Raw genomic sequence first — 20,419 nt, 5'->3', positions numbered from 1 at the left:
TCGGGAAATCGACGAGGAGAGACGCTTTTCGGCGACTCGGTGGACGGCCTCGGCCGGTAGCGTGGCGGCATGACGGCATACGAGGTCCTGGAGATCGGCGCGCTCGACGAGTGGCGCTCGCACTACGGCGGATTCCGCCCAGACAGCTCGCGCGACGGGCGCCGGGTCGTCGACCACGACCTCGAGATGCAGTACATCGGGCTCACGGCGAACGCCCTCGAGCCCGGTGAGCAGGCCGGCTACTGGCACACCCACGCGCGCATCGAGGAGCTCTACGTCTTCCTCTCGGGGCGCGGCCAGATGGGCCTCGACGACGAGGTGGTCGAGGTCGGCCCGGGCACCGTCGTGCGCGTCGGCCAGGACGTCGCGCGCACCTGGCGCTGTGCGCCCGACGGCACCGAGCAGCTGCGCTGGCTCTGCATCCGCGCCGGCGGCGCCGAGCTGCCGCACCTGCCCGACGACTCGGCGCGGCTTCCCGAGAAGCCGATGCCCTGGTAGCCCGCCGGGGCGGCCTGCGCTAGGCGCGGGGCGTGAGCCAGCGGTGCAGCCGGCGGGTGACCCACGGCAGCACCCAGTAGGTCATGATCGGCGTGAGGATGAGCGTCGTCACGAGCGCGCGCAGCCAGATCGGCAGCTCGCCGAAGCCCGGCACCGGCGAGACGAGGTACGAGAACGCCAGGTTCACGGGGAAGAAGCCCAGCCAGATGGTGACGGCCTGCTTCCATCGCGGCGGGGCGGGCGGCGGGGAGGCCTCGTCGAGGGGTGCGCCCGTGGCATCCGCCGCGGGGATCGAGCCGGTGGCCGGGTCGTCGAACCAGCCCTCGATGCCGGTGCGCCGCTTGCTGCGCTCGGAGCGCACGAAGCCCTCGCCCATCGACAGCCACCAGGTGCGCTCGCCCGAGCGCTCCCACGCCTCGAGCGCCTCTTCGCTCGCGAAGCGGTAGAGCATGTGCCAGACCTGCGAGGACTCGCCCGCGCGCACCCAGCCCGAGCCGAGGAAGCCCGGGTACTTGTTCGCGAGGTTGACGCCCGTCTGCACCCACGCGGTGGCCTCGGCGATGTGCGCGGGGTCGACCTCGCGGCGGATCGAGACGGTGATGGGTTCGGACATGGCGGTTCCTCGGGTTCCGGGTGCTCGTGGCAGGGGAAGCGGGCGGGTCGGCGATGCAGGGTGTGGCGCGCCGACTGTCGAGTGTAGTTCGAGGATGCTTCGCGTTCGTGACGCCGCTACCGTTGACGCGTGATCAGACTGCTCTGCTTCGCCCTGCTGGGTGCCGTAGTCGCCGGCGGCGTGGCCTGGATCGTGTCGGCCGACGAGGCCTGGGCCGGCCTCGTCATCCCCTGCTTCATCGCGCTCAGTGTGCTCACCCCCATCGTGCTCGCCGTGCGCGGCGTCGCGGGCGCGGGGCTCGGCGCGCTCGCCGGGCCGCCGAGCGCCGACGAGCTCGCCGGGGCGGAGGCACAGGGGCGGCTGGCGCTCGCGCGCGTGAAGGCGATCAGCCGCACCGGCACGATGATCAACGACCAGCCCGTGTGCGACCTCGACCTCGTCGTGGTGCCGCGATTCGGCCAGCCCTTCGAGGTGCGCACGCGCCGGATCGTCGACCTCGTCGAGATCCCGCGGCTCCAGCCCGAGGGCGTCGTCGTCGTGCTCATGCGCGAGCAGGCGCCCTCGCCCGTCACGATCGTGATGGACCCGCCCGACGATTGGGTGCTGCTCGCGCAGGCCGACGAGCGGGTGCGCGCGACCCGCAGCGCCGACCCGTTCGTGCCGGCACCCGAGGCGGGGAAGGACGCGAAGACGGGGCTGCGGAGGATCCCCGCGCCGCTGTACCTCGTGGCGGCCCTGGCTGGCGCCGCCCTCGCGCTGATCCCCGCGTATCCGACCATCGCCGCGCTCGCGACCGGCGGGACGACGCTGGGCGAGGTGCGCCACGCCTCCTCCGAGGAGGGGCGTGCGGAGTCGGAGGCCGAGGCCGAGGCGGCCGCGGGCATGTTCGTGGGGGAGAACGCGCACGACGCCGTCGCGGTGCTCGTCGACGGGCTCGGCTCGAGCTACGTCACGCAGCTCTCGTTCTGGGGCTCGACGCTCTCGGCGACCGCCCCGAGCGAGCCCGGCGCTGCGACCCTCGACGGGTACTCGGTGCGCGACGGCGCATTCGAGAGCACCGGTCCGGCCGGCAGCCAGCCCGAGCCGGGGGTGCTCGAGCTCATGCTCTTCCCCGCGACGTCGGTCGACACGGCGATGTTCCCCCGGCTCATCGCCGAGGCGCAGCTGCGCTCGGGCCTCGACGAGCTCGACCCCGATCGCGACCAGTGGGTCTACGTCTCGCGCTCGGGCTCCTCGGAGGCCGGCGCCCCGCCGGTCGTCATCGACGTTCCGGTGTACGGCGAGTACTACGACGCGTGGATCACCTTCTCGCTCGACGGCGAGGTGCTCGCCATGCGCGGCGGCGCCCCCGGGTCCGAGAGCTACGAGGCGGAGAACGGCGCGGGCTGACCGTCGGTGTCGGGTTCCGAGTCGGGTTCCGAGTCGGAATCCGAGTCCGGGACGGAGTCCGAGTCGGGTCGCCCGGCCGGTGACGGCTGGTCGGCGGGGTCGGGCATGAGCACGGTCGACAGCATGACGGTGCGGACGCCCCTCGCGTCGGAACCCGGTGCGCCGTCGGTGGCGGCACGCCGGGCCGGCGGCGTCAGGTAGGGCGCGAGGAGTTCGCCGAGCCCGGCCTGGATCCGGGCGAGGTCGTCGGGGCCGACGTGCAGGCGAACCTGCCCGAAGCCGAGGTGCTCGCGGAATCCGGGGATCGCCGAGGCGCGGTCGAAGTCCTCGCCGAGGTGCGCCAGGAAGGTCAGGAACGACTGCTGCAGCTCGCGGTCGCCCATCTGGCGGAGCTCGTCGTGGTCGACGTGCGCCATGCGCTCGCCGAGGGCGAAGGTGCGTTCGACGGCGCCGCGGATGCGCCGCTCGTCGACGACGGCGATGAGGCCGGCGTCGACGAGGGCGGCGACATGGCGGTAGAGCGTCGCCTGGGCGACGTCGGGCAGGGCGTTGCGCAGGTCGGAGGTCGTCACCCGGCGTCCGTCGCCGAGCTGCTGGATGATCCGCAGCCGGACCGGGTGCATGACGACGTCGGCGATCGGCGAGCCCTTGCGCACGGGTGCCCCTTCCCATTATTCTCACGATGAGAACATTCTCAATGCTTGAACGAAGTATCCCACCGAAGGGCAACCCCATGAACCCCACCGCGATCGAGGTCGCCGGGCTGTCGAAGCGCTTCGGCGACGTCGGCGCCGTCCGCGAGGCCACCTTCCGCGCCGAGCCGGGCCGCGTCACCGGCTTCCTCGGCCCGAACGGCGCGGGCAAGTCGACGACGCTCGCCATGCTGCTCGGGCTGACCCGTCCCGATGCGGGCTCGGCGCGCATCGGCGGCACGGCGTACCGCGAGCTCGCCGACCCGAGCGGCACGGTCGGCGCAGTGCTCGATGCGGCCGGTGCGCATCCCTCGATGACCGGCCGCGGCCACCTCAGGGCGTACGCCGAGCTCGGCGGCCACCCGCTCGCCCGGGTCGACGAGGTCGCGGCGACGACGGGCATCGGCGAGTACCTCGACCGGCGCGCCCGCGGGTACTCGACGGGCATGCGGCGCCGCCTCGCCCTCGCGACGGCGCTGCTCGGCGACCCGTCGGTGCTCGTGCTCGACGAGCCGTCGAACGGTCTCGACCCGGCCGGCATCGTCTGGCTGCGCGAGTTCCTCCGCGCCTTCGCGGCGCGCGGCGGCACGGTGCTCATTTCGAGCCACGTGCTGACCGAGCTCCAGCACGGCATCGACGACCTCGTGCTCATCGACCGTGGCAGGGTCGCCTGGTCGGGTCCTCTCGACGACTTCACCGCGTCCGCCTCGAGCCTCGAGGCGGCGTTCCTCGCCCACACCATGGAGGTGCACCCGTGACCGCGCTCGTCCGAGGCGAACTCGCCAAGCTGCTCGCCACCCGGCTGCCGCTCGCCGCCCTGCTCACCGCACTCGGCTGCGGCTTCGGGTTCACCGCGCTGCTCGCGCTCGTCGGGCCCGGCGAGTCGACCACGCCGCTGCCGGGCATCGAGACGGCCGAGGGCGTCGGGCTCGTCGTGGGCATGGGCGGCCTGCTGCTGTTCGTGCCCGCGCTGATCGGCACGGTCGCCGTCACCGGCGAGTACCGCCACCGCACGATCGGCACGACGTTCCTGACCGCACCGCGGCGGGGCCGGGTGCTCGTCGCGAAGCTGCTCGCGTTCGGCGGGCTCGGGCTCGCCTACGGCGCGGTCGCCGCCCTCGGTTCCGCCGCGGCCCTGCTCGGGGCGGCCGCGCTGCGCGGGGTCTCGCTCGGCGTGCCCGCCGGCCCGCTCGCCGTGATGCTCGCCCAGCTCGCGCTCGCCGCCGCGGTGTACTCGGTGCTCGGCGTCGCGATCGGCGCGCTCGCCCGCAACCAGCTGCTCGCCGTCGGCATCGTGCTCGGCTACTTCTACTTCCTCGAGCACGTGCTGCTGCTGATCCCCGGGGTCAACGCCATCCACCCGTTCCTCCCCGGCGGTGCGACGGCGGCGCTGACCGACTTCACGTTCCTCAGCGAGGCGATCGGCGAGCAGCTCCCGATCTCGATGCCCGTGGCGACCTCGCCCGCGATGGGCGCCCTCGTGCTGCTCGGGTACGCGGCGGTCGCCGTCGTGGTCGCGGTCGCCGTGCCGTTGCGGCGCGACGTGCGCTAGCTAGCGCGTCTCGCCGCCCAGCTGCCCGAGCAGGGCCGCCGCGGGGGCCGACAGCGGCTCGCCGCCGCGCCACACGGCCCGGAGACGGCGGCCGAGGTCGAGGCCGTCGACCGGCACCTCGACGAGCTCGCCGCGGGCGATCCACGGCCGTGCGGCGAGCTCGCTGAGCACCGCCGGCCCGGCGCCCGAGGCGGCGGAGATGAGCACGGCGGCGTTGCTCGACAGCACCATCGCCGGCGTGGCGAGCTGCCGCCCCGCCGGGCTCGCGAGCGGGCCGAGCGCCTCCGCGAGCGTCGAGCGCGTGCCCGAGCCCGCCTCGCGGGTGACGAGCGGCGTCGACGCGAGCTCGTCGGGGGTGACATGCGTGCGTCTCGTCCACGGGTGGGCGGGGGCGACGACCACCACGAGCCGGTCGCGGGCCACGATGCGGCTCCGCGTCCCGCGGGGCACCGAAGGCGACTCGACGAAGCCGAGCTCGATCTCGCGGGCCGCCAGCAGCTCGAACACCTGGGTCGAGTTCTCGACGCGCACCCTGACGTCGAGCTCGGGATGCGCGTGCCGGAGCCCGGCGATCCAGGCGGGCAGCAGGTACTCGGCGACGGTGAGGCTCGCCGCGAGGTCGAGCCGTGCCTCGTGCCGATCGCGCAGGGCGGTGGCGGTCGCGAGGAGCTCGGCGGCCCCGTCGACGAGGCGCCCGGCGAGCTCGGCGACGACGAGCCCGTCGGCGGTGAGCCGCGACCCGCGCGGGTGCCGCTCGACGAGCGTGAGCCCGAGGTTGCGTTCGAGGTTCGCGAGCGAGCGGCTGGCGTTCGGCTGCGCCATGCCGACGGCACGGGCGGCGGCGCCGAGGCTGCCGTGCGTGCCGACGGCGGCGAGCAGCTCGAGCACGGGGAGCTCAGGCCAGCGAGAAGGCATATCTGCATGATATGCCTCGATGCCGGAATGACGGCTACTGCACGACCGATGCCGCTGGGAGGGTGGAGGAATGCTCCACCCCGCACCACCGCCTCAGCGCTCGCTCGCCGAGCGACTGGGCACCCGGCTCCGCCTGCTCGCACCCGGCCTCGCGCTCTGCGCTGTCGCTGCCGGCCTCGCCCTCGCCGCGACGCTCGTCCTCCCGATGCTGAGCGCCCTGCTCACGGCCATCGTGCTGGGAGTGCTGCTGCGCAACCTCGTTCCCCTCTCGCCGCGGTTCGAGCCCGGCCTCGCCTTCGCTGCGAAGCCGCTCCTGCGCCTGGGCATCGTGCTGCTCGGCCTGCAGCTGGTGCTCGGCGACATCCTCGCGCTCGGACCCGGCATGATCGCCGTCGTCATCGCGATCGTCGTGGGCGGCATCGGCGCGACCCTCCTCATCGGCCGCTGGCTCGGCATCGGCGCGACCCAGCGCCTGCTCATCGCCTGCGGATTCTCGATCTGCGGCGCGGCCGCGGTCGCCGCCGTCGACGGCGTGGTCGACGCCGAGGAGGAGGAGGTCGTCACCGCGGTCGCGCTCGTCGTCGTCTTCGGCACGCTCATGATCCCGCTCGTCCCCTTCGTCGCGGGGCTCATCGGCCTTGACGACCGCCAGGCCGGAATGTGGGCGGGCGGGGCGATCCACGAGGTCGCCCAGGTCGTCGCGGTGGGCGGGGCGCTCGGAGGCACGGCCCTCGGCGTCGCGGTCGTCGTCAAGCTCGCGCGCGTGCTCATGCTCGCGCCGGTGATGGCCGTCATCGGCCTCCAGCGGCGCCGTGCGCTCGCGACGGCCGAGGGCGGGCACGGCGCGGATGCCCCGGGGCGCCGCCGAACGGCGAAGCAGCCCCCGCTCGTGCCCCTCTTCGTCGTCGGCTTCGTCGTGATGGTCGTCATCCGCTCGCTCGGCGTGGTGCCGCCCGCCGTCGTCGCGGGCGCGGGCGTCGCGCAGACGATTCTGCTCGCCGCCGCGATGTTCGCGCTCGGAACCGGCGTGCGGTTCAGCATGTTCCGCCGCGTCGGCGTGCGCCCGTTCGCGCTCGCGGGCGCGTCGACGGTCGTCGTCGGCGGCATCGCGCTCGCCGGGGTCGCGCTCGTCGCCTGAGCCCGGGCGCGCCCGGCGGGCCCCGTTCAGTCCTCGAGTCGCATGTGGCGCGAGGCCTGCTCGTCGCGCTGGCGCTGCTCGCGGTTCTTCGCGATGACGCGGTCGTCGCGGAGCGGCAGCTGCACCCGCTCCTCGGCGATGATGCCCGCGCGCAACTGGCGTGCGCGTTCGACCTCGGTGTCGAGCACGCCGCCGAACAGCAGCGCGAGGTTCGACAGCCAGACCCAGAGCAGGAACGCGATCGCGCCGCCGAGGGCGCCGTAGGTGCGCTCGTACGCGCCCACGCCGAAGACGTAGAGGCCGAAGAGCGCGGTGACGACGACCCAGGCGAGCAGCGCACCGACCGCGCCGACGCTGAACCAGCGCAGGTGGCGCCGCTTCACGTTCGGCGCCGCCCAGTAGAGCAGCGCGATGAGGGCCACGCCGATCGCCGCGAGCACGGGCACCTTGCCGAGGTCCCACCAGAAGGCCACGCCCTCGTCGAGTCCGAGCACGCGGGCGAGCGCCTCGGCCACCGGCCCCGTGATGACCAGCCCGATCGCCGCCAGCGTGGCGAGCACCACGACGATCGCGGAGACGGCGAGCGTCGCTGGGCGCATCGCCCAGAACGGGCGGCCCTCCTCGACCTCGTAGATGCGGTTCAGGCCCCGGCCGAGCGAGCCGACGTAGCCCGAGGTCGCCCACAGCAGGCCGACGAGACCCGTCGCGAAGGCGAGGCCGGCGTGCGAGGCATCCAGCAGCTGCTCGAGCGGAGTGCGCAGGGCGGCGGCGATCTCGTCGCCGCCGAGTTCGTCGAGGACGTCGAGGAACACCCCGACCGCGGTCTCGGCGCTGCCGAAGATGCCGATCGCGGCGAGCACCGCGAGCAGGCCCGGCAGGGTCGCCAGCACCGCGTAGAAGGTGAGGGCGGCCGCGATGTCCTGCACCTGGTTGATGCGGTACTCGTGCACCGTGCGGGTGAGGACGACCCGCCAGTCCTCGCGCGACAGGCGCACGGGTGAGTCGTGGTCGGGCATGCGGGTCTCCGATCGGGGCTGTGCCGAGCCTAGGGCGTGCGACGCCCGGGTGGGGAGGGGGTTGCGCCGCGAGCGCGTTCGACACGGCGCCGCCCGTGGGCGAAGATATGCCGACGGCCACCGCCGCACGCGACCGACGCCCACTCGACTCGAACCCGAACGACAGACCGGAGCCGCAGCCATGTACGACGCCCCCCGCCCCGACCGGGCGCCGGCCTATCAACTGAACCCGCTGCGGGTGCGCCGGGCCGCGCTGAAGGTCGCCTTCGTGCTCGTCACGGGCGGCCTGGTGCTCGCCGTCATCGCGGGGCTGTCGGGGGCCGGGCTCGGCGGCACGATCACGCAGGTCGCGCTCGAGGCCGCCTGGTGGATCATGCTCGCGCGGTGCCTGCGCTCCGAGGAGGAGGAGCTCGACCCCTCGCGACCGTGGTGGCAGGCGACCTACCGGCCGACGGCGAGCTTCGCGATCACCGCGTACTTCGCGTTCGGGGTCGCCTTCGCGACGATCAACTTCATCCCGGTCGCCGCGTACCTGCCGATGGACGACGTGCTCGGCTTCGCGATCCGCCAGATCGTCAACGTCGTGCTCGGGCTCTTCTACCTGCACTCGGCCGTGCGGTTGAAGATCCGCGAGCTGCGCCGGCGGGCCGACGGCACCGGTCGCTGACGCGAACGCGCTCGCCGTACGGACGACGTCGGCGGCGGCGCGGCGCGGCGCGTGCAGAATGCAGGATGCCCCGTCCGCCACGCCGGATCGAACCCTGTCGCGAGCGGCGCGTCGCCGGCGACATCCTGAACCCTGCACAGGGCTGCGGCGCTAGCGAAGCCGGAGGACGACCGCCGCGCGCACCCGCCGGCCGAGCCACGCGCGCAGTCGCGGACCGGTGAGCGCGAGCACCAGCAGGGCCAGCGCGATGGCCGCAGGCCAGGGCGAGAATCCCGCGACGAGCAGCGCCACGACCCCGGCCACGGCGCCGACCGCGTCGACGGCGGTCGTCGCGGCGCCGGCGCGGGGCGTGCGCGAGCCGGCGCCGGCAGTTGCATCGGCATCGGCTGCGGGGGCGCGATCGGCACTGCGAACGCGCCCTGCCCCGGCCCGCTCGAACCGCGCGAAGACGAGCACGACCGCCGCGACCGCCACCGCGGCGACGACCAGCCAGACCGGGCGCGTCGCCCACCATCCGGCGGTGAGCGGCTCGGGCAGCGGCAGGCCGACGAGGGCGTTCGCGGCGAGCGCCGCGCCCGCGAGGCCCACGAGCACCGGCATGTGCCAGAGGTAGACCGTCATCGCCCGCTCGCCGGCGTACGAGATCGCGCGCGAGGCATCCCGCTCGGCGACCCAGGCGCGGATGCGCGGGCGGGCGAGCGCGAACAGCGCGAGCTGCGCGACGCCGAGCACGACGAGGCACAGCGTCGGCGGGTTGAGGTTCACGAGCATGTCGACCGGGTACGGGCCGGTGGTGGTGAGCACCGCGAGCAGCAGCAGCGATGCCCCGGCGAGGCCGAGGAGCGTGCGGCGGGCGAGGCCGTCGAGCGCGCCGTCGGCGAGGTGGAAGCCGAGCTGGTGCACGAGCAGCCAGACGAACAGGAGGTTGAGGTAGCCGATCGGCTCGATCCCGGTCGTGATTCGCAGCGCATCGACGGCGACGACGGCACCGAGGAGCGCCATGGGCGTGAGCACCGGCGCGCGCTCGTGCAGGCGCACGAGGAACGGCACGAGTGCGGAGAGGCCGAGGTAGACGGCGAGGAACCAGAGCGGCTGCCCGATGCGGAACCCCGCGATGCCGACGATCTCGGCGGGCACACCCGCGACCGTCAGCCCGACGAGCACCGTCGCGACGACCGCGACGAGGGCGATCGCGGGGCGGACGAGCCGTTCGATGCGGGCCCGCACGTACTCCGCCGCGGTCGCGCCGCGGGCGCGCATCGACCGCCAGTGCGTGATGCTCGAGAACCCGCCGACGATGAAGAAGAGCGGCATGATCTGCACGACCCAGCTCACCGGGCCGAACCACGCCTGTTCTTCGAGGGCGTTCTCGAGCACCGGCCCGTCGGGGCCGACGCTCACGCCGACCATTATCGCGTGCAGCACGAACACGGCCGTGAGCAGCACCACGCGGATCGCGTCGATGCTCTCGTCGCGGCGCACGCCGGTGCGGGTGCGAACGGATGCCTCGGGGCGGGCCGCGAGTCGCGGGCGTTCGAGTGTGTCGGTCATGCCGAGAGGCTAGGAACGCGGCTGCGGGGAAGGCATCACCCCGGCGAGGGGTTCACGGGCGGTACCCCGGTACTGCCCGCGATCGGCCCGTCAGCCGGAGGAGGGAGTGACGAGACCCGTGTCGTACGCGAGCACCACGGCGTGCACGCGGTCGCGCAGGCCGAGCTTCTGCAGGATCTTCGAGACATGGGTCTTCACCGTCTGCTCGGCGATGAAGAGCGCCGCCGCGATCTCGGAGTTCGACATGCCCCGGCCGACGAGGGTCAGCACCTCGAGCTCGCGCTCGGTGAGCTCCGCGAGGCGGTTGCCCGTGGGCTTCGGCGGCGGGCCCGAGCGCGCGAAGTCCTCGATGAGCCGGCGGGTCACGCTGGGCGCCAGCAGGGCGTCGCCGCCCGCCACGACGCGCACGGCGTGGACGAGCTCGTCGGGCGTGGCATCCTTCAGCAGGAAACCGCTCGCGCCCGCCCGGAGCGCGTCGTAGACGTACTCGTCGATGTCGAAGGTCGTGAGCATGAGCACCCGCGGCACGTAGTCGGAGCTGCGGGGCGGCGTCTGCAGGGCGCGCGTCGCCTCGATGCCGTTCTGCTGCGGCATGCGCACGTCCATCAGCACGACGTCGGGGCGCAGCTCGTGCGCGAGCGACACCGCCTCGAGCCCGTCGGCCGCCTGGCCCACGACCTCGATGCCGGGCTGCGCACCGAGCACGGCCGCGAATCCGGCGCGGACCATCGCCTGGTCGTCGGCGATGAGCACCGAGATCGTCACCATTCGCCTCCGTCCGACCCGAGCGGGAGGGTCGCCAGTACACGGTATCCGCCCCGGGGGCGGGGGCCGTGCTCGGCGCGCCCGCCCAGCAGGGCCGCGCGTTCGTCGATGCCCACGAGGCCGTGGCCGCCGCCCGTCCGCTCGGCGGGCTCGGCCGCTTGCGACGTGTCGCCGTCGGCCGGTGGCGGCGGCTCGTTCTCGACGGCGACGACGAGGTCGTCGCCCAGTAGCTCGACCGAGACGTGCGTCGCCGCGCCCGGCGCGTGCCGCACGACGTTGCTCAGCGCCTCCTGGACGATGCGGTAGGCGGCGGTGGCCGCGAGCCCGCCGGCGGGGACGGCGGCGTCGACCTCGAGGGTCACCGGAACGCCGGCCCGCTCGACGGAGCCGACGAGGGCGGGCAGCTCGTCGAGCCCCGGCTGCGGCGCGGTCTCGGCCTCGGCCTCCGCACTGCGGAGGACGCTCAGCAGCTGCCGCATCTCGGTCATCGCGGTGCGGGCCGAGTCGGCGATCTCGGCGAACTCGGTGCGCGCGCCGTCGCTGAGCCCCTGCACCCGGTACGGGGCGCTCGTCGCCTGGACGTGGATGATCGAGAGCCCGTGCGCGACGACGTCGTGCAGTTCGCGGGCGATGCGGTTGCGCTCCTCGACGAGCACCCGGCGTTCCTGTTCGGCGGCCGAGACCGCGCGCTCGCGGAACAGCTCGCCGGCGATCACCCGCCACTGCGCGACGAGCAGTGCGACCGGGAGCGCGATCGCGGTGAGCGAGGCGGCGGCGATCTCGTTCGCGGTCGCGCCGGCGTCGGCGAACGCGAACGGGAGGGTCACGAGGACCGCCGCGAGCCAGGCGACGAACATGCCCCGCCAACTCATGCCCAGGAGGCCGAGGACGAGCAGCAGCGCGGTCTGGCCGATGATCGTCGTCACGGGCCACGGCCACGGGGCGCCCTCCGAGCCCGAGGAGAGCAGCGCGAACGCGAGGATGCCGGCCGTGGCGATGGCGACGGCCGTCTTCGGGAACCGCATCGCGAGCGGCAGCGGGATCGTGAGCGCCAGGCCCGTCACGAACGCGGCGAGCACGTTCACCTCGTAGATCGTCGCCGCGAGCGGCACCGAGACGACGAACAGCACGAGCGCGAGGAGGGAGGTCGCCACCCACATCCAGGCGATGAACAGGCGCTGGGGATCGCGGGGCGCCGACTTCGCGCGGGCGCGACGGAGCCTCGGCCACTGCCGCGCGCCGGGCCGGGCGTGCTCGCCGGCCGCGGCCGGCGCGGCGGGCGCCGGAGGCGCGGGCGGCGCGGGCGGCGCGGGCGCGGCCGGCGGCGGCTGACGATCGGCCGTCGGCTCGGGCTGGGTCTGGTCCATGATGCGAGTCAGCCTGTCACGACGCGCCGTCGCCCACATCCCTCCGCAGAGCGATCCGCCGGATCGTACGCCGGTAGGGGTCAGCCGAGGTGTTCGTGGAGGAACGCGGCGACGCGCACGCGCAGCGCTTCGTCGAGGATGCCGATCGAGTGCTCGCCGCCCGGAACGATCGCGAACTCGACGGGGACGCCGGCGCTCGTGAGCTGGTCGGCGAGGCGCTGGGACTGGCCGAGCGGCACGATCTCGTCTTCGGCGTGGCCGATGAAGACGGGCGGGTCGCTCTCGTCGGCGTGCGTCGCGGGCGAGGCGTCCACCGCCTGCGGGCAGCCCTCGTCGTCGACGCCGGGCTCGCAGCCGAGGTACGCGGCGATGATGCTGCGCAGCCAGACGGATGCCCCGTCGACGGCGAGCTCGTCGGCGCCGAGCCCGACCGGGCCCGAGAGCTCGACGACGGCGGCGACCCGTGATCCGGCGTCGAGGGCGCCCTCGCCCGAGGTGCCGAGGAGCGCGGCGAGGCTGCCGCCCGCCGAACCGCCGAAGGCGCCGATGCGCGCCGGGTCGATGCCGAATCGCTCGAACTGCTCGGGCTGGCGGAGCCACTCGACGGCGAGCGCGACGTCGTCGATCGCCGAGGGGAAGACCGCGTCGGGCACGAGGCGGTAGTTCACCGACACGGCGACGAAGCCCTCGCTCGCGAGCCATCGGCAGACGTTGCGCCAATCGGTGTTCGCCTTGTCGCCGCGCTGCCAGCTGCCGCCGTGGATCGACACGACGGCGGGCAGGCTCGGCACGGCGTCGGCTGAGGCGCCGGCTTCGGCGGGGGCGGCCGCGACGGCGGGGGCGGCCGCGACGCCGCCTGCGGTCGCATCGGCCGCGACCGGGGCCGCCGGGGCCACCGGATGGCAGACGTCGAGCGTGAGCAGCGTGCCGTCCTCGCGGACGCCGTACTCGAGGTCGGCGTCGACGACGATGCCCTCGGGCGGCGTGAAGGTGCGGATGCCGACGCGGTCGGTGCCGGCGACCTCGCTCGCCGAGTCGGAGCCGGGTGGGTCGATCTCGCGCAACTGCTGGTGGAAGCCCGAGAGCGCGACGACGCCCGCGATGGCGGCAGCTACGGCCGTCGCGGCCGCAGCGACCCGCCTGCGGCGGGTGCCGGAGCCGCCTGTGCGTCGGGTCGAGTTCACACCGGGCTCCGGGTTCAGGGGTGGAGCGATGCTAACCCACGTCCAGCGACTTCGCCATGCAGACGCTGTACTGCTCGCCCTCGTACGGGCCGAACAGGGGGATCTCCCGATAGCCGTGCTTCGCGTAGAGCGCCTGGGCGGGGTGGTGCAAGGTGCCGGTCTCGAGGACGAGCTCGGTGAGGCCGCGTTGCCTGGCGTCCGCCTCGATCGCCGCGAGCAGGCCGCCGGCGACCCCCATCCCGCGCGCCGACTCGTCGACGAACATCCGCTTGAGCTCGCCGCGCCCCGCACCGAGCGACTCGTGCTCGACGAGTGCGGCGATGCCGACCGCGACGCCGTCCGCGGTGCGCGCCACGTGGAGGTGCACGCCGGGCCGCTCGAGCTGCGAGACGTCCAGCAGGAAGCAGGCCTCGGGCGGATAGCCGAGCGAATGGGAGTATCGTGTGCTGCCCTCGAGCAGTCGCTCGACGTCGGCCTGCCGGGGCGGTTCGACGGCGACGGTCGCGGATGCTGCGGGGCCGGTGCGTGCGGTGGGCATGCGCCGAGCCTAGGTCGCCCCTGTTTCGCCGGTGTTTCGCCCGTGTTCGGGGGTTTCCCAGCCGCTTTCCGCTATCGTGGTGGGGTCGGTTCTGGACACCGTGCGCTGCACGGATGGGTTTGTGAGTCTGTAGGGCCGGTTTCGAGACGTTCGGTCTCGGATAGTCACCGTATGTGAACGGCCCCGGTCGACGATGTTCCGGGTTCTCAGTGCGCTGCGCTCGCAGCGGCGCTGCCATGTACTCAAGTACAACCCAGGAAGTCACCACCATGCCCAAGAACAAGAAGCCCAAGGGCGGCCGACCCGCCGCGAACTTCGACCCCTCGTACGCGAAGGGCGGCAAGGGCCGCGGCGGCCAGAAGGCCGGCTCGCGCAGCCCCGGCCACCGCGGCTATCGTCCCGAGGAGGAGGCGCCCCGCAAGGAGCGCTGGTCGCGCGAGGAGCGCGTCGCCTCGGGCCGTACGCCGCACCGCGCCGAGCGCGAGGGCCGGGGCGGCGACCGCGACGACCGCGCGCCCCGTTCGTACGGTCGCGACGACCGCGCCCCCCGCCGCGAGCACGGCGACCGTCCCGCCCGCCCGCACTACCGGGAGGACCGTCCCGCGCGTTCCTTCGACCGGAACGACCGCAACGACCGTCCGGCTCGTTCGTACGACCGCGACGACCGTGCGCCGCGTCGCTTCGACCGCGATGAGCGCCCCGCGCGCTCGTACGACCGGAACGACCGCAACGACCGTCCGGCTCGTTCGTACGACCGCAACGACCGTCCTGCGCGTTCCTTCGACCGCGACGACCGTGCGCCGCGTCGCTTCGACCGCGATGAGCGTCCCGCGCGTTCGTACGACCGGAACGACCGCAACGATCGTCCTGCGCGTTCCTTCGATCGCGACGACCGTGCGCCGCGTCGCTTCGACCGCGATGAGCGCCCCGCGCGCTCGTACGACCGCAACGATCGTCCGGCTCGTTCCTTCGATCGCGACGACCGTGCGCCGCGTCGCTTCGACCGCGATGAGCGCCCCGCGCGCTCCTTCGACCGCAACGACCGCGCGCCCCGACGCGAGTTCGACCGCCCCGGCTTCCAGGACTCTGGCCGCCGCCCGTCGAACTTCTACCCGTCGCGCGACGAGCAGCCCCGCTTCTCGCCGAGCGACGACGTCGTGCTCGAGCGCCTCGAGGCGCAGGCCATCCAGGCCGACGCGGTCGACGGCGTGAGCTTCGCCGACCTCGGCCTCGGCGGCAACATCGTCGCTGCGCTCGACCAGCTCGGCGCCGTCTCGCCGTTCCCGATCCAGGCCGCGACGATCCCCGTCGTGCTCGAAGGACGCGACGTGCTCGGCCGCGGCAAGACCGGTTCGGGCAAGACCATCGCCTTCGGCGCCCCCGCCGTCGAGCGTCTCATGCAGCTCTGGAGCGCCTCGGGCAAGGCCGGCGGACGTCGTCAGATGGGCCGCAAGCCCCGTGCGCTGATCCTCGCGCCGACCCGTGAGCTCGCCCTGCAGATCGACCGCACCGTGCAGCCCATCGCGCAGAGCGTCGGCCTCTTCACCACGCAGATCTACGGCGGTGTTCCCCAGGGTCGTCAGGTCGGCGCGCTCCAGCGCGGCGTCGACATCGTCATCGGCACCCCCGGCCGCATCGAGGACCTCATCGAGCAGGGCCGGCTCGACCTCTCCGAGGTCGTCATCACGGTGCTCGACGAGGCCGACCACATGTGCGACCTCGGCTTCCTCGAGCCGGTGCAGCGCATCATCCGCCGCACCGCTGAAGGCGGCCAGAAGCTGCTCTTCTCGGCGACCCTCGACAAGGGCGTTGCGACGCTCGTCGACGAGTTCCTGGTCGATCCCGCCGTGCACGAGGTCGCAGGCGAGGACCAGGCGTCCTCGACGATCGACCACCGGGTCTTCGTCATCGACAACCGCGACAAGCGCGACATCGTCGCCGAGCTCGCGAACCGCGAGGGCAAGACGCTCGTCTTCAGCCGCACCCGCGCCTTCGCCGAGGACCTCACCGATCACCTGGAGGACGCCGGCATCCGTGCCGTCGCCCTGCACGGCGACCTCAACCAGTCGCGCCGCACGCGCAACCTGCAGCAGCTCACGAGCGGCCGGGTCGACGTGCTCGTCGCGACGGACGTCGCGGCACGCGGCATCCACGTCGACGACATCGACCTCGTCATCCAGGCCGACGCGCCCGACGAGTACAAGACCTACCTGCACCGTGCCGGCCGAACCGGCCGCGCCGGCAAGCAGGGTCGCGTCGTGACGCTCATCCCGCGCAACCGCCAGCGCCGTCTGAGCGAGCTGCTCGACCGTGCCGAGATCGACGTCGACTTCGTCGACGTGCGGCTCGGCGACGACCTGCACGGCGAGCTCGCCCGCGAGGCGGCCACCGAGGTCGTCGAGACCGTCGAGGGCGTCGAGGCGACGGCCGGCTGAGCCGTGATCGACCGAGCCGAGGGCCCGCATCCGACGGATGCGGGCCCTCGTCGTTCCGGCGGGCTGGGCGAGCGTGTCCGATCCCGCCGCGCGTCGCGCTCCTCCGGCTGACGATCGCCGGGTCCGGAGAGGTTCCTCCAGACGCGCCGGTTCGACGACAAGCTGCACGAGGCGCCCGCCTCCTGAACACGCCGCAGTCGCGCCGCTAGCATGAGCGCGACGCGACTCCCCGGCGCGGCCGCCCGGGCTCGGGCGGGAGCGCGGTGGGGAGGCGCCACCTCATGACCGACGAACCGACTTCGCAGCCCGCGCCGCAGGCCGACGGCACGCCCGGCGGGCCCGGAGCCCCCGGCACGCCCGACGGGCCTCCCACGGCCGCCGCCGCGACACCGCCTGCGGCGGTGAGCCGATCGATGCTGATCTGGTTCGGCGTCGTCATCGTCGTGCTGTCGTTCGTCGCAGCCTTCCTCGGCTCCTGGCTCGCCCGATCCGGCGACGCGACAGCTGCAGCGCCCACCCCGACGCCGACGGAGACCGTCGACGAGGCGGCGTACGAGGAGGCCCTCGAGGAGATCCTGCCCGCGGGATCGGCGGTCCGGGCCGGCAGCGGGGTGCCCGAGGCGGGCAAGGGGTACGACGGCGATGTCTACATCGACATCACCACCTCCGACGTCTACCTCTTCGAGGACGGCGAGTGGACGCTCGTCGGCAACATCCGCCAGTCCGCGGCCGAGAACCTCACGGGGGAGCAGGGCGCGACGGGCGCCACCGGCGCGCAGGGCGAGCAGGGCGAACAGGGCGAACAGGGCGAGGCGGGAGCACCGGGCACCCAGGTGCTCCTCGGCGTCGGCGCACCCGCCGCCGACACCTGCACGGCGAACGGCGACGTCTACATCGATACCTCGACCGTGCAGTTCTACGAATGCGCCGCGGGCGCGTGGCGTCTCTTCGGCCCGCCGAGCGAGTCGACGCCCGCGCCGTCCGAGCCGCCCGCCGCGAGCGACGCCCCGGCCGACGGCGACGCGCCGGCCGACACCGAGGAGCCCGCCGCGGGCTGACGGGCGGCTGCCGAGTGCCGACCGCCTACCGGGCGGGTCGGTGGATGCGGTACGCTCTGAAATCCCTACCGAACAATCGGTCAGGAAATCCGCGTCGCGCGATGAGTCCCGGTCGCGCCGGCCGTTCCCCGCCCGCCCCACTGAACAACGGAGTTCGCATGTCGACCGCTGTCAACGACCCCGCCCCGCCTCGCAGCATCACCGCGGAGGAACGCAAAGTGCTCGCCGGCACCCTCGTCGGCACCTCGATCGAGTGGTACGACTTCTTCATCTACGCCCAGGCCGCCGGCCTCGTGCTCGCACCGCTCTTCCTCGCTCCCGTCGCCGAGTCGAACCCGGGCCTGGCCCAGGTGCTCTCGTTCGCGACCATCGGCATCTCGTTCCTCTTCCGCCCGCTGGGCGCCATCGTCGCCGGACGCCTCGGCGACAAGCTCGGCCGCAAGAAGATGCTGGTCTTCACGCTCGTCATGATGGGCATCTCGACCGCGCTCATCGGCGTGCTGCCGACCTACGCGGCGATCGGCATCGCCGCGCCGATCCTGCTCATCCTGCTGCGCATCCTGCAGGGCTTCTCGGCCGGCGGCGAGTGGGGCGGCGCCGCCCTCATGGCGGTCGAGCACGCGCCGAACGCGAAGCGCGGGTTCTTCGGCGCCTTCCCCCAGATCGGCGTCCCCGTCGGCATGATCCTCGCGACCTTCACGCTCTGGGTCCTCACGAGCTCGATGTCGCCCGAGGCGTTCATGGAGTGGGGCTGGCGCATCCCGTTCCTCCTCTCGATCGTGCTGATCGTCGTCGGCTACATCATCCGCAAGGCCGTCGAGGAGAGCCCCGTCTTCGAGGAGCTGCTGCGCCGCCGCAAGGAGGCCTCGGCCCCGCTCGGCCAGCTGTTCCGCAAGAACACGAAGCAGGTCATCCTCACCGCGGTCATCTTCATCGCGAACAACGCGGCCGGCTACCTGCTCATCGCGTACTTCGCGACCTACGCGACGACGGCGCTCGGCATGGACCGCCCGACGGTGCTGCTCGCCACGACGCTCGCCTCGTTCGGCTGGCTCGGCTTCACGCTCTGGGGCGGTCGCATCTCCGACCGGCTCGGCCGCGTGCGCACGTTCCAGATCGGTTACGTGTTCCTCGCGCTCTGGGCCGTGCCGATGTGGTTCCTCATCGACACCGGCGAGATCCTCTGGTACTTCGTCGCGCTGTTCGTGATGACGTTCGGGCTGGGTCTCTCGTACGGCCCGCAGGCCGCGCTCTACGCCGAGATGTTCCCCGCCAACGTGCGCTACTCCGGCGTCTCGATCGGGTACGCCCTCGGCGCGATCCTCGGCGGTGCGTTCGCACCGATGATCGCCGAGGCGCTCATGAACCGGTTCCACGCCTCGTGGACGATCGGCGTCTACATCGCGATCGCCGCCGTCATCTCGCTCATCGGCGTCTCGCTCGTGAAGGAGACGAAGGACGTCGACCTGCTCGACTGAGACGAGTACGACGTCCACGGATGCCTCGGAGCCGCCTCGCTCCGAGGCATCCGTCGTTCTGCGGCTCGCGCGGCCGTCGAACGGCATGCGGGCGGCCCGGCGGTGAACGGCTCGCCGACCGCCCGTCGCGGGCCCGTCGGGCTCAGGTCTCGATGACCGCGACCGGGTCGGTGGTCGGCTGCTGCGAGCCGCCGGCGGGTTCGACGGTGAGCCCGACCGCCACGCCGGGCGCGAACTCGCCGTCGAGCAGCCGCCAGGCCTCCTCGCCGTCGACGTCGAAGGTGCCCGCCGAGACCGGCCCGGACTCGTCGATGTACCAGAGCTCGTAGGTGCGGTCGTCGCCGACGTCGGGCAGGCCCTCGGCGACGATCGCGCTGCGGCCCTGCTCGGCCGACCAGACGAGGGTCATCTCCCCGCCGCCGGCCACGTCGCTCGTCTGCTGCACGGCATCGGGGGCCGCGGCGAGCGCGGCCATCTCGCGCTGGGCGCCCCAGCCGTTCTGCCCCGACCAGTTCGCGCCGACGACGACGCCGGCGACGAGCAGCAGGAGCGCCGCGGCCGACGACAGCACGACGGCGAGGCGCCGGCGCCGACGGCGGGCGGCGAGCTCGTCGATCTGCGGTCCGGGTTCCGGCGCCTCGACCGGTGCGGCGTCCGCGGCGGCCCGGGCGGCGTCGGCCGGCCGCTCCTGCGGGGCGTCGTCGAGCCGGGCGAAGAGCCCGGCCTTCACCGACGGCGGCGGCATGACCGGCGGGAGCGCCTCGCCGAGCGAGCTCGCTGCGGTGCGGAACGCCTCGACCTCCGCCTGCAGCTCGGGTGAACGGGCGAGGGCGTCCTCGAACCGGGCGCGTTCGTCGTCGTCGAGGGCGCCGAGGGCGTACGCGGGCGCCAGCTCGCGCAGGTCGTCGTCGCGTCGGTCGTCCTGGCTCATGTCGTCACCCCCAGCAGTTCGCGCAATCGGATCATGCCATCTCGCAGCCGGGTCTTCACCGTACCGAGCGGGAGTCCGAGGCGCGCGGCGATCTCGGTCTGCGTGCAGCCGCCGTAGTAGGCGAGCGCGAGGCACTCGCGCTGGGCCGGGCTGAGCTCGGCGAACGCGCCGCTCACGCGTTCGTGCTCGACGGCGATCTCGGCCGCCTCGGCGACCTCGTCGACCGGCACGTCGAGGTCGCGGATCCCCGTGCGCAGCTCGCGTTCCCGCGCCGCCTGCGCTGAGCGCACCCGGTCGACGGCACGACGGTGCGCCAGCGTCAGCAGCCACGCGACCGCGGCGCCGCGGGCGGGGTCGAACCTGGCGGCGGTCTGCCATGCCTCGAGGAACACGTCCTGCGTCACCTCCTCGGCCTGGGCGGCGTCGACGAGCACCCGGCGGACCAGGCCGAAGACGCGGGCTGCGGTCTCGTCGTAGAGCCGGCCGAATGCCTCGCGGTCGCCCGCGGCGGTCGCGACGAGCAGTTCGTCGAGCGTGCTCGAACGCTCCACTGGAGGCTCCCCGGCGTCGACCACGGCACCCAGCATGCCAGAGCCGCCTGGGAGCGGCCGACCCCGATGGGGCGGCGCGGC

General features: G+C 73.5%; 20 protein-coding genes. 9 read left to right on the top strand and 11 right to left on the bottom strand.

All coding sequences use genetic code 11. The features are described 5' to 3' along the window. The first annotated feature begins 69 nt into the window (after nucleotides 1-69). Entirely contained in the window at nucleotides 70-498 is a 429-nt protein-coding gene (locus ACFVTH_RS04930) for a cupin domain-containing protein (protein ID WP_387087294.1), read from the top strand. 19 nt (nucleotides 499-517) lie between these two features. Here the strand turns inward: ACFVTH_RS04930 and ACFVTH_RS04925 are convergent, their stop codons facing one another. Beyond that, nucleotides 518-1,111, bottom strand: a complete 594-nt coding sequence (locus ACFVTH_RS04925) for an antibiotic biosynthesis monooxygenase (protein ID WP_387087292.1) — start codon at nucleotides 1,109-1,111, stop codon at nucleotides 518-520. Nucleotides 1,112-1,240: 129 nt separating this feature from the next. On the opposite strand from ACFVTH_RS04925, the gene ACFVTH_RS04920 reads away from it, so the two are divergent. Then, nucleotides 1,241-2,500, top strand: coding sequence for a hypothetical protein (locus ACFVTH_RS04920; RefSeq protein WP_387087290.1), 1,260 nt, complete (start codon nucleotides 1,241-1,243; stop codon nucleotides 2,498-2,500). Here the strand turns inward: ACFVTH_RS04920 and ACFVTH_RS04915 are convergent. Further along, entirely contained in the window at nucleotides 2,473-3,156 is a 684-nt protein-coding gene (locus ACFVTH_RS04915; RefSeq protein ID WP_387087288.1) for a helix-turn-helix domain-containing protein, read from the bottom strand. The genes ACFVTH_RS04920 and ACFVTH_RS04915 overlap by 28 nt on opposite strands. A gap of 77 nt (nucleotides 3,157-3,233) precedes the next feature. Between ACFVTH_RS04915 and ACFVTH_RS04910 the strand changes: the two genes are divergently transcribed. Continuing rightward, nucleotides 3,234-3,950 carry an ABC transporter ATP-binding protein gene (locus ACFVTH_RS04910; protein WP_387087286.1) on the top strand — a complete coding sequence of 239 codons (717 nt, stop codon included), beginning with the start codon at nucleotides 3,234-3,236 and terminating at the stop codon, nucleotides 3,948-3,950. Beyond that, nucleotides 3,947-4,744, top strand: a complete 798-nt coding sequence (locus ACFVTH_RS04905) for an ABC transporter permease (RefSeq protein ID WP_387087284.1) — start codon at nucleotides 3,947-3,949, stop codon at nucleotides 4,742-4,744. The genes ACFVTH_RS04910 and ACFVTH_RS04905 overlap by 4 nt, the downstream gene beginning before the upstream one ends. On the opposite strand, the gene ACFVTH_RS04900 is transcribed toward ACFVTH_RS04905, so the two are convergent. Continuing rightward, entirely contained in the window at nucleotides 4,745-5,659 is a 915-nt protein-coding gene (locus tag ACFVTH_RS04900) for a LysR family transcriptional regulator (RefSeq protein WP_387087282.1), read from the bottom strand. A 70-nt stretch (nucleotides 5,660-5,729) separates the two neighbouring features. Between ACFVTH_RS04900 and ACFVTH_RS04895 the strand changes: the two genes are divergently transcribed. Next, nucleotides 5,730-6,797 carry a YeiH family protein gene (locus ACFVTH_RS04895; RefSeq protein WP_387087280.1) on the top strand — a complete coding sequence of 356 codons (1,068 nt, stop codon included), beginning with the start codon at nucleotides 5,730-5,732 and terminating at the stop codon, nucleotides 6,795-6,797. Between the two features lie 26 nt (nucleotides 6,798-6,823). Here the strand turns inward: ACFVTH_RS04895 and ACFVTH_RS04890 are convergent, their stop codons facing one another. Then, nucleotides 6,824-7,813 carry a YihY/virulence factor BrkB family protein gene (locus ACFVTH_RS04890; protein ID WP_387087278.1) on the bottom strand — a complete coding sequence of 330 codons (990 nt, stop codon included), beginning with the start codon at nucleotides 7,811-7,813 and terminating at the stop codon, nucleotides 6,824-6,826. Nucleotides 7,814-7,994: 181 nt separating this feature from the next. On the opposite strand from ACFVTH_RS04890, the gene ACFVTH_RS04885 reads away from it, so the two are divergent. Further along, nucleotides 7,995-8,480: a hypothetical protein gene (locus tag ACFVTH_RS04885; RefSeq protein WP_387087276.1), complete on the top strand. Its 486-nt coding sequence runs from the start codon at nucleotides 7,995-7,997 to the stop codon at nucleotides 8,478-8,480. Between the two features lie 150 nt (nucleotides 8,481-8,630). Here the strand turns inward: ACFVTH_RS04885 and ACFVTH_RS04880 are convergent, their stop codons facing one another. The 5 genes from ACFVTH_RS04880 to ACFVTH_RS04860 form a co-directional block, all read right to left on the bottom strand. Continuing rightward, the gene (locus ACFVTH_RS04880; protein ID WP_387087274.1) at nucleotides 8,631-10,031 is read right to left on the bottom strand and encodes an acyltransferase; all 1,401 of its coding nucleotides are present in this window, start codon (nucleotides 10,029-10,031) and stop codon (nucleotides 8,631-8,633) included. Nucleotides 10,032-10,121: 90 nt separating this feature from the next. Next, nucleotides 10,122-10,796, bottom strand: coding sequence for a response regulator (locus tag ACFVTH_RS04875; RefSeq protein ID WP_386942464.1), 675 nt, complete (start codon nucleotides 10,794-10,796; stop codon nucleotides 10,122-10,124). Continuing rightward, nucleotides 10,793-12,163, bottom strand: coding sequence for a sensor histidine kinase (locus ACFVTH_RS04870; RefSeq protein WP_387087272.1), 1,371 nt, complete (start codon nucleotides 12,161-12,163; stop codon nucleotides 10,793-10,795). Before ACFVTH_RS04870 ends, ACFVTH_RS04875 begins: the two co-directional genes overlap by 4 nt. Nucleotides 12,164-12,243: 80 nt before the next feature. Next, nucleotides 12,244-13,347 (bottom strand): alpha/beta hydrolase, encoded by a 1,104-nt coding sequence (locus tag ACFVTH_RS04865; RefSeq protein WP_387087270.1) that lies wholly within the window; start codon nucleotides 13,345-13,347, stop codon nucleotides 12,244-12,246. A 31-nt stretch (nucleotides 13,348-13,378) separates the two neighbouring features. After that, nucleotides 13,379-13,885, bottom strand: coding sequence for a GNAT family N-acetyltransferase (locus ACFVTH_RS04860; protein ID WP_387087268.1), 507 nt, complete (start codon nucleotides 13,883-13,885; stop codon nucleotides 13,379-13,381). A gap of 269 nt (nucleotides 13,886-14,154) precedes the next feature. On the opposite strand from ACFVTH_RS04860, the gene ACFVTH_RS04855 reads away from it, so the two are divergent. The 3 genes from ACFVTH_RS04855 to ACFVTH_RS04845 all read left to right on the top strand — a co-directional run bounded on the left by ACFVTH_RS04855 (nucleotide 14,155) and on the right by ACFVTH_RS04845 (nucleotide 18,856). Further along, nucleotides 14,155-16,320 (top strand): DEAD/DEAH box helicase, encoded by a 2,166-nt coding sequence (locus ACFVTH_RS04855; protein WP_387087266.1) that lies wholly within the window; start codon nucleotides 14,155-14,157, stop codon nucleotides 16,318-16,320. Nucleotides 16,321-16,601: 281 nt separating this feature from the next. After that, entirely contained in the window at nucleotides 16,602-17,378 is a 777-nt protein-coding gene (locus ACFVTH_RS04850; RefSeq protein WP_387087264.1) for a hypothetical protein, read from the top strand. A gap of 158 nt (nucleotides 17,379-17,536) precedes the next feature. After that, complete coding sequence (locus ACFVTH_RS04845; RefSeq protein ID WP_387087262.1) at nucleotides 17,537-18,856, top strand: MFS transporter; 1,320 nt, start codon at nucleotides 17,537-17,539, stop codon at nucleotides 18,854-18,856. Nucleotides 18,857-18,998: 142 nt separating this feature from the next. Here ACFVTH_RS04845 and ACFVTH_RS04840 read toward each other — a convergent pair whose 3' ends face one another. Further along, nucleotides 18,999-19,787 carry an anti-sigma factor domain-containing protein gene (locus ACFVTH_RS04840; protein ID WP_387087260.1) on the bottom strand — a complete coding sequence of 263 codons (789 nt, stop codon included), beginning with the start codon at nucleotides 19,785-19,787 and terminating at the stop codon, nucleotides 18,999-19,001. Then, nucleotides 19,784-20,374: an ECF RNA polymerase sigma factor SigK gene (gene sigK, locus ACFVTH_RS04835; protein WP_387087258.1), complete on the bottom strand. Its 591-nt coding sequence runs from the start codon at nucleotides 20,372-20,374 to the stop codon at nucleotides 19,784-19,786. The genes ACFVTH_RS04840 and sigK overlap by 4 nt, the downstream gene beginning before the upstream one ends. Nucleotides 20,375-20,419 lie beyond the last annotated feature (45 nt).

The organism is Agromyces sp. NPDC058104 (genome assembly GCF_042884835.1).
Taxonomy (GTDB): domain Bacteria; phylum Actinomycetota; class Actinomycetes; order Actinomycetales; family Microbacteriaceae; genus Agromyces.
Note: the sequence above shows the minus strand (reverse complement) of the source record. Positions and strands in the feature narration are given on the sequence as shown.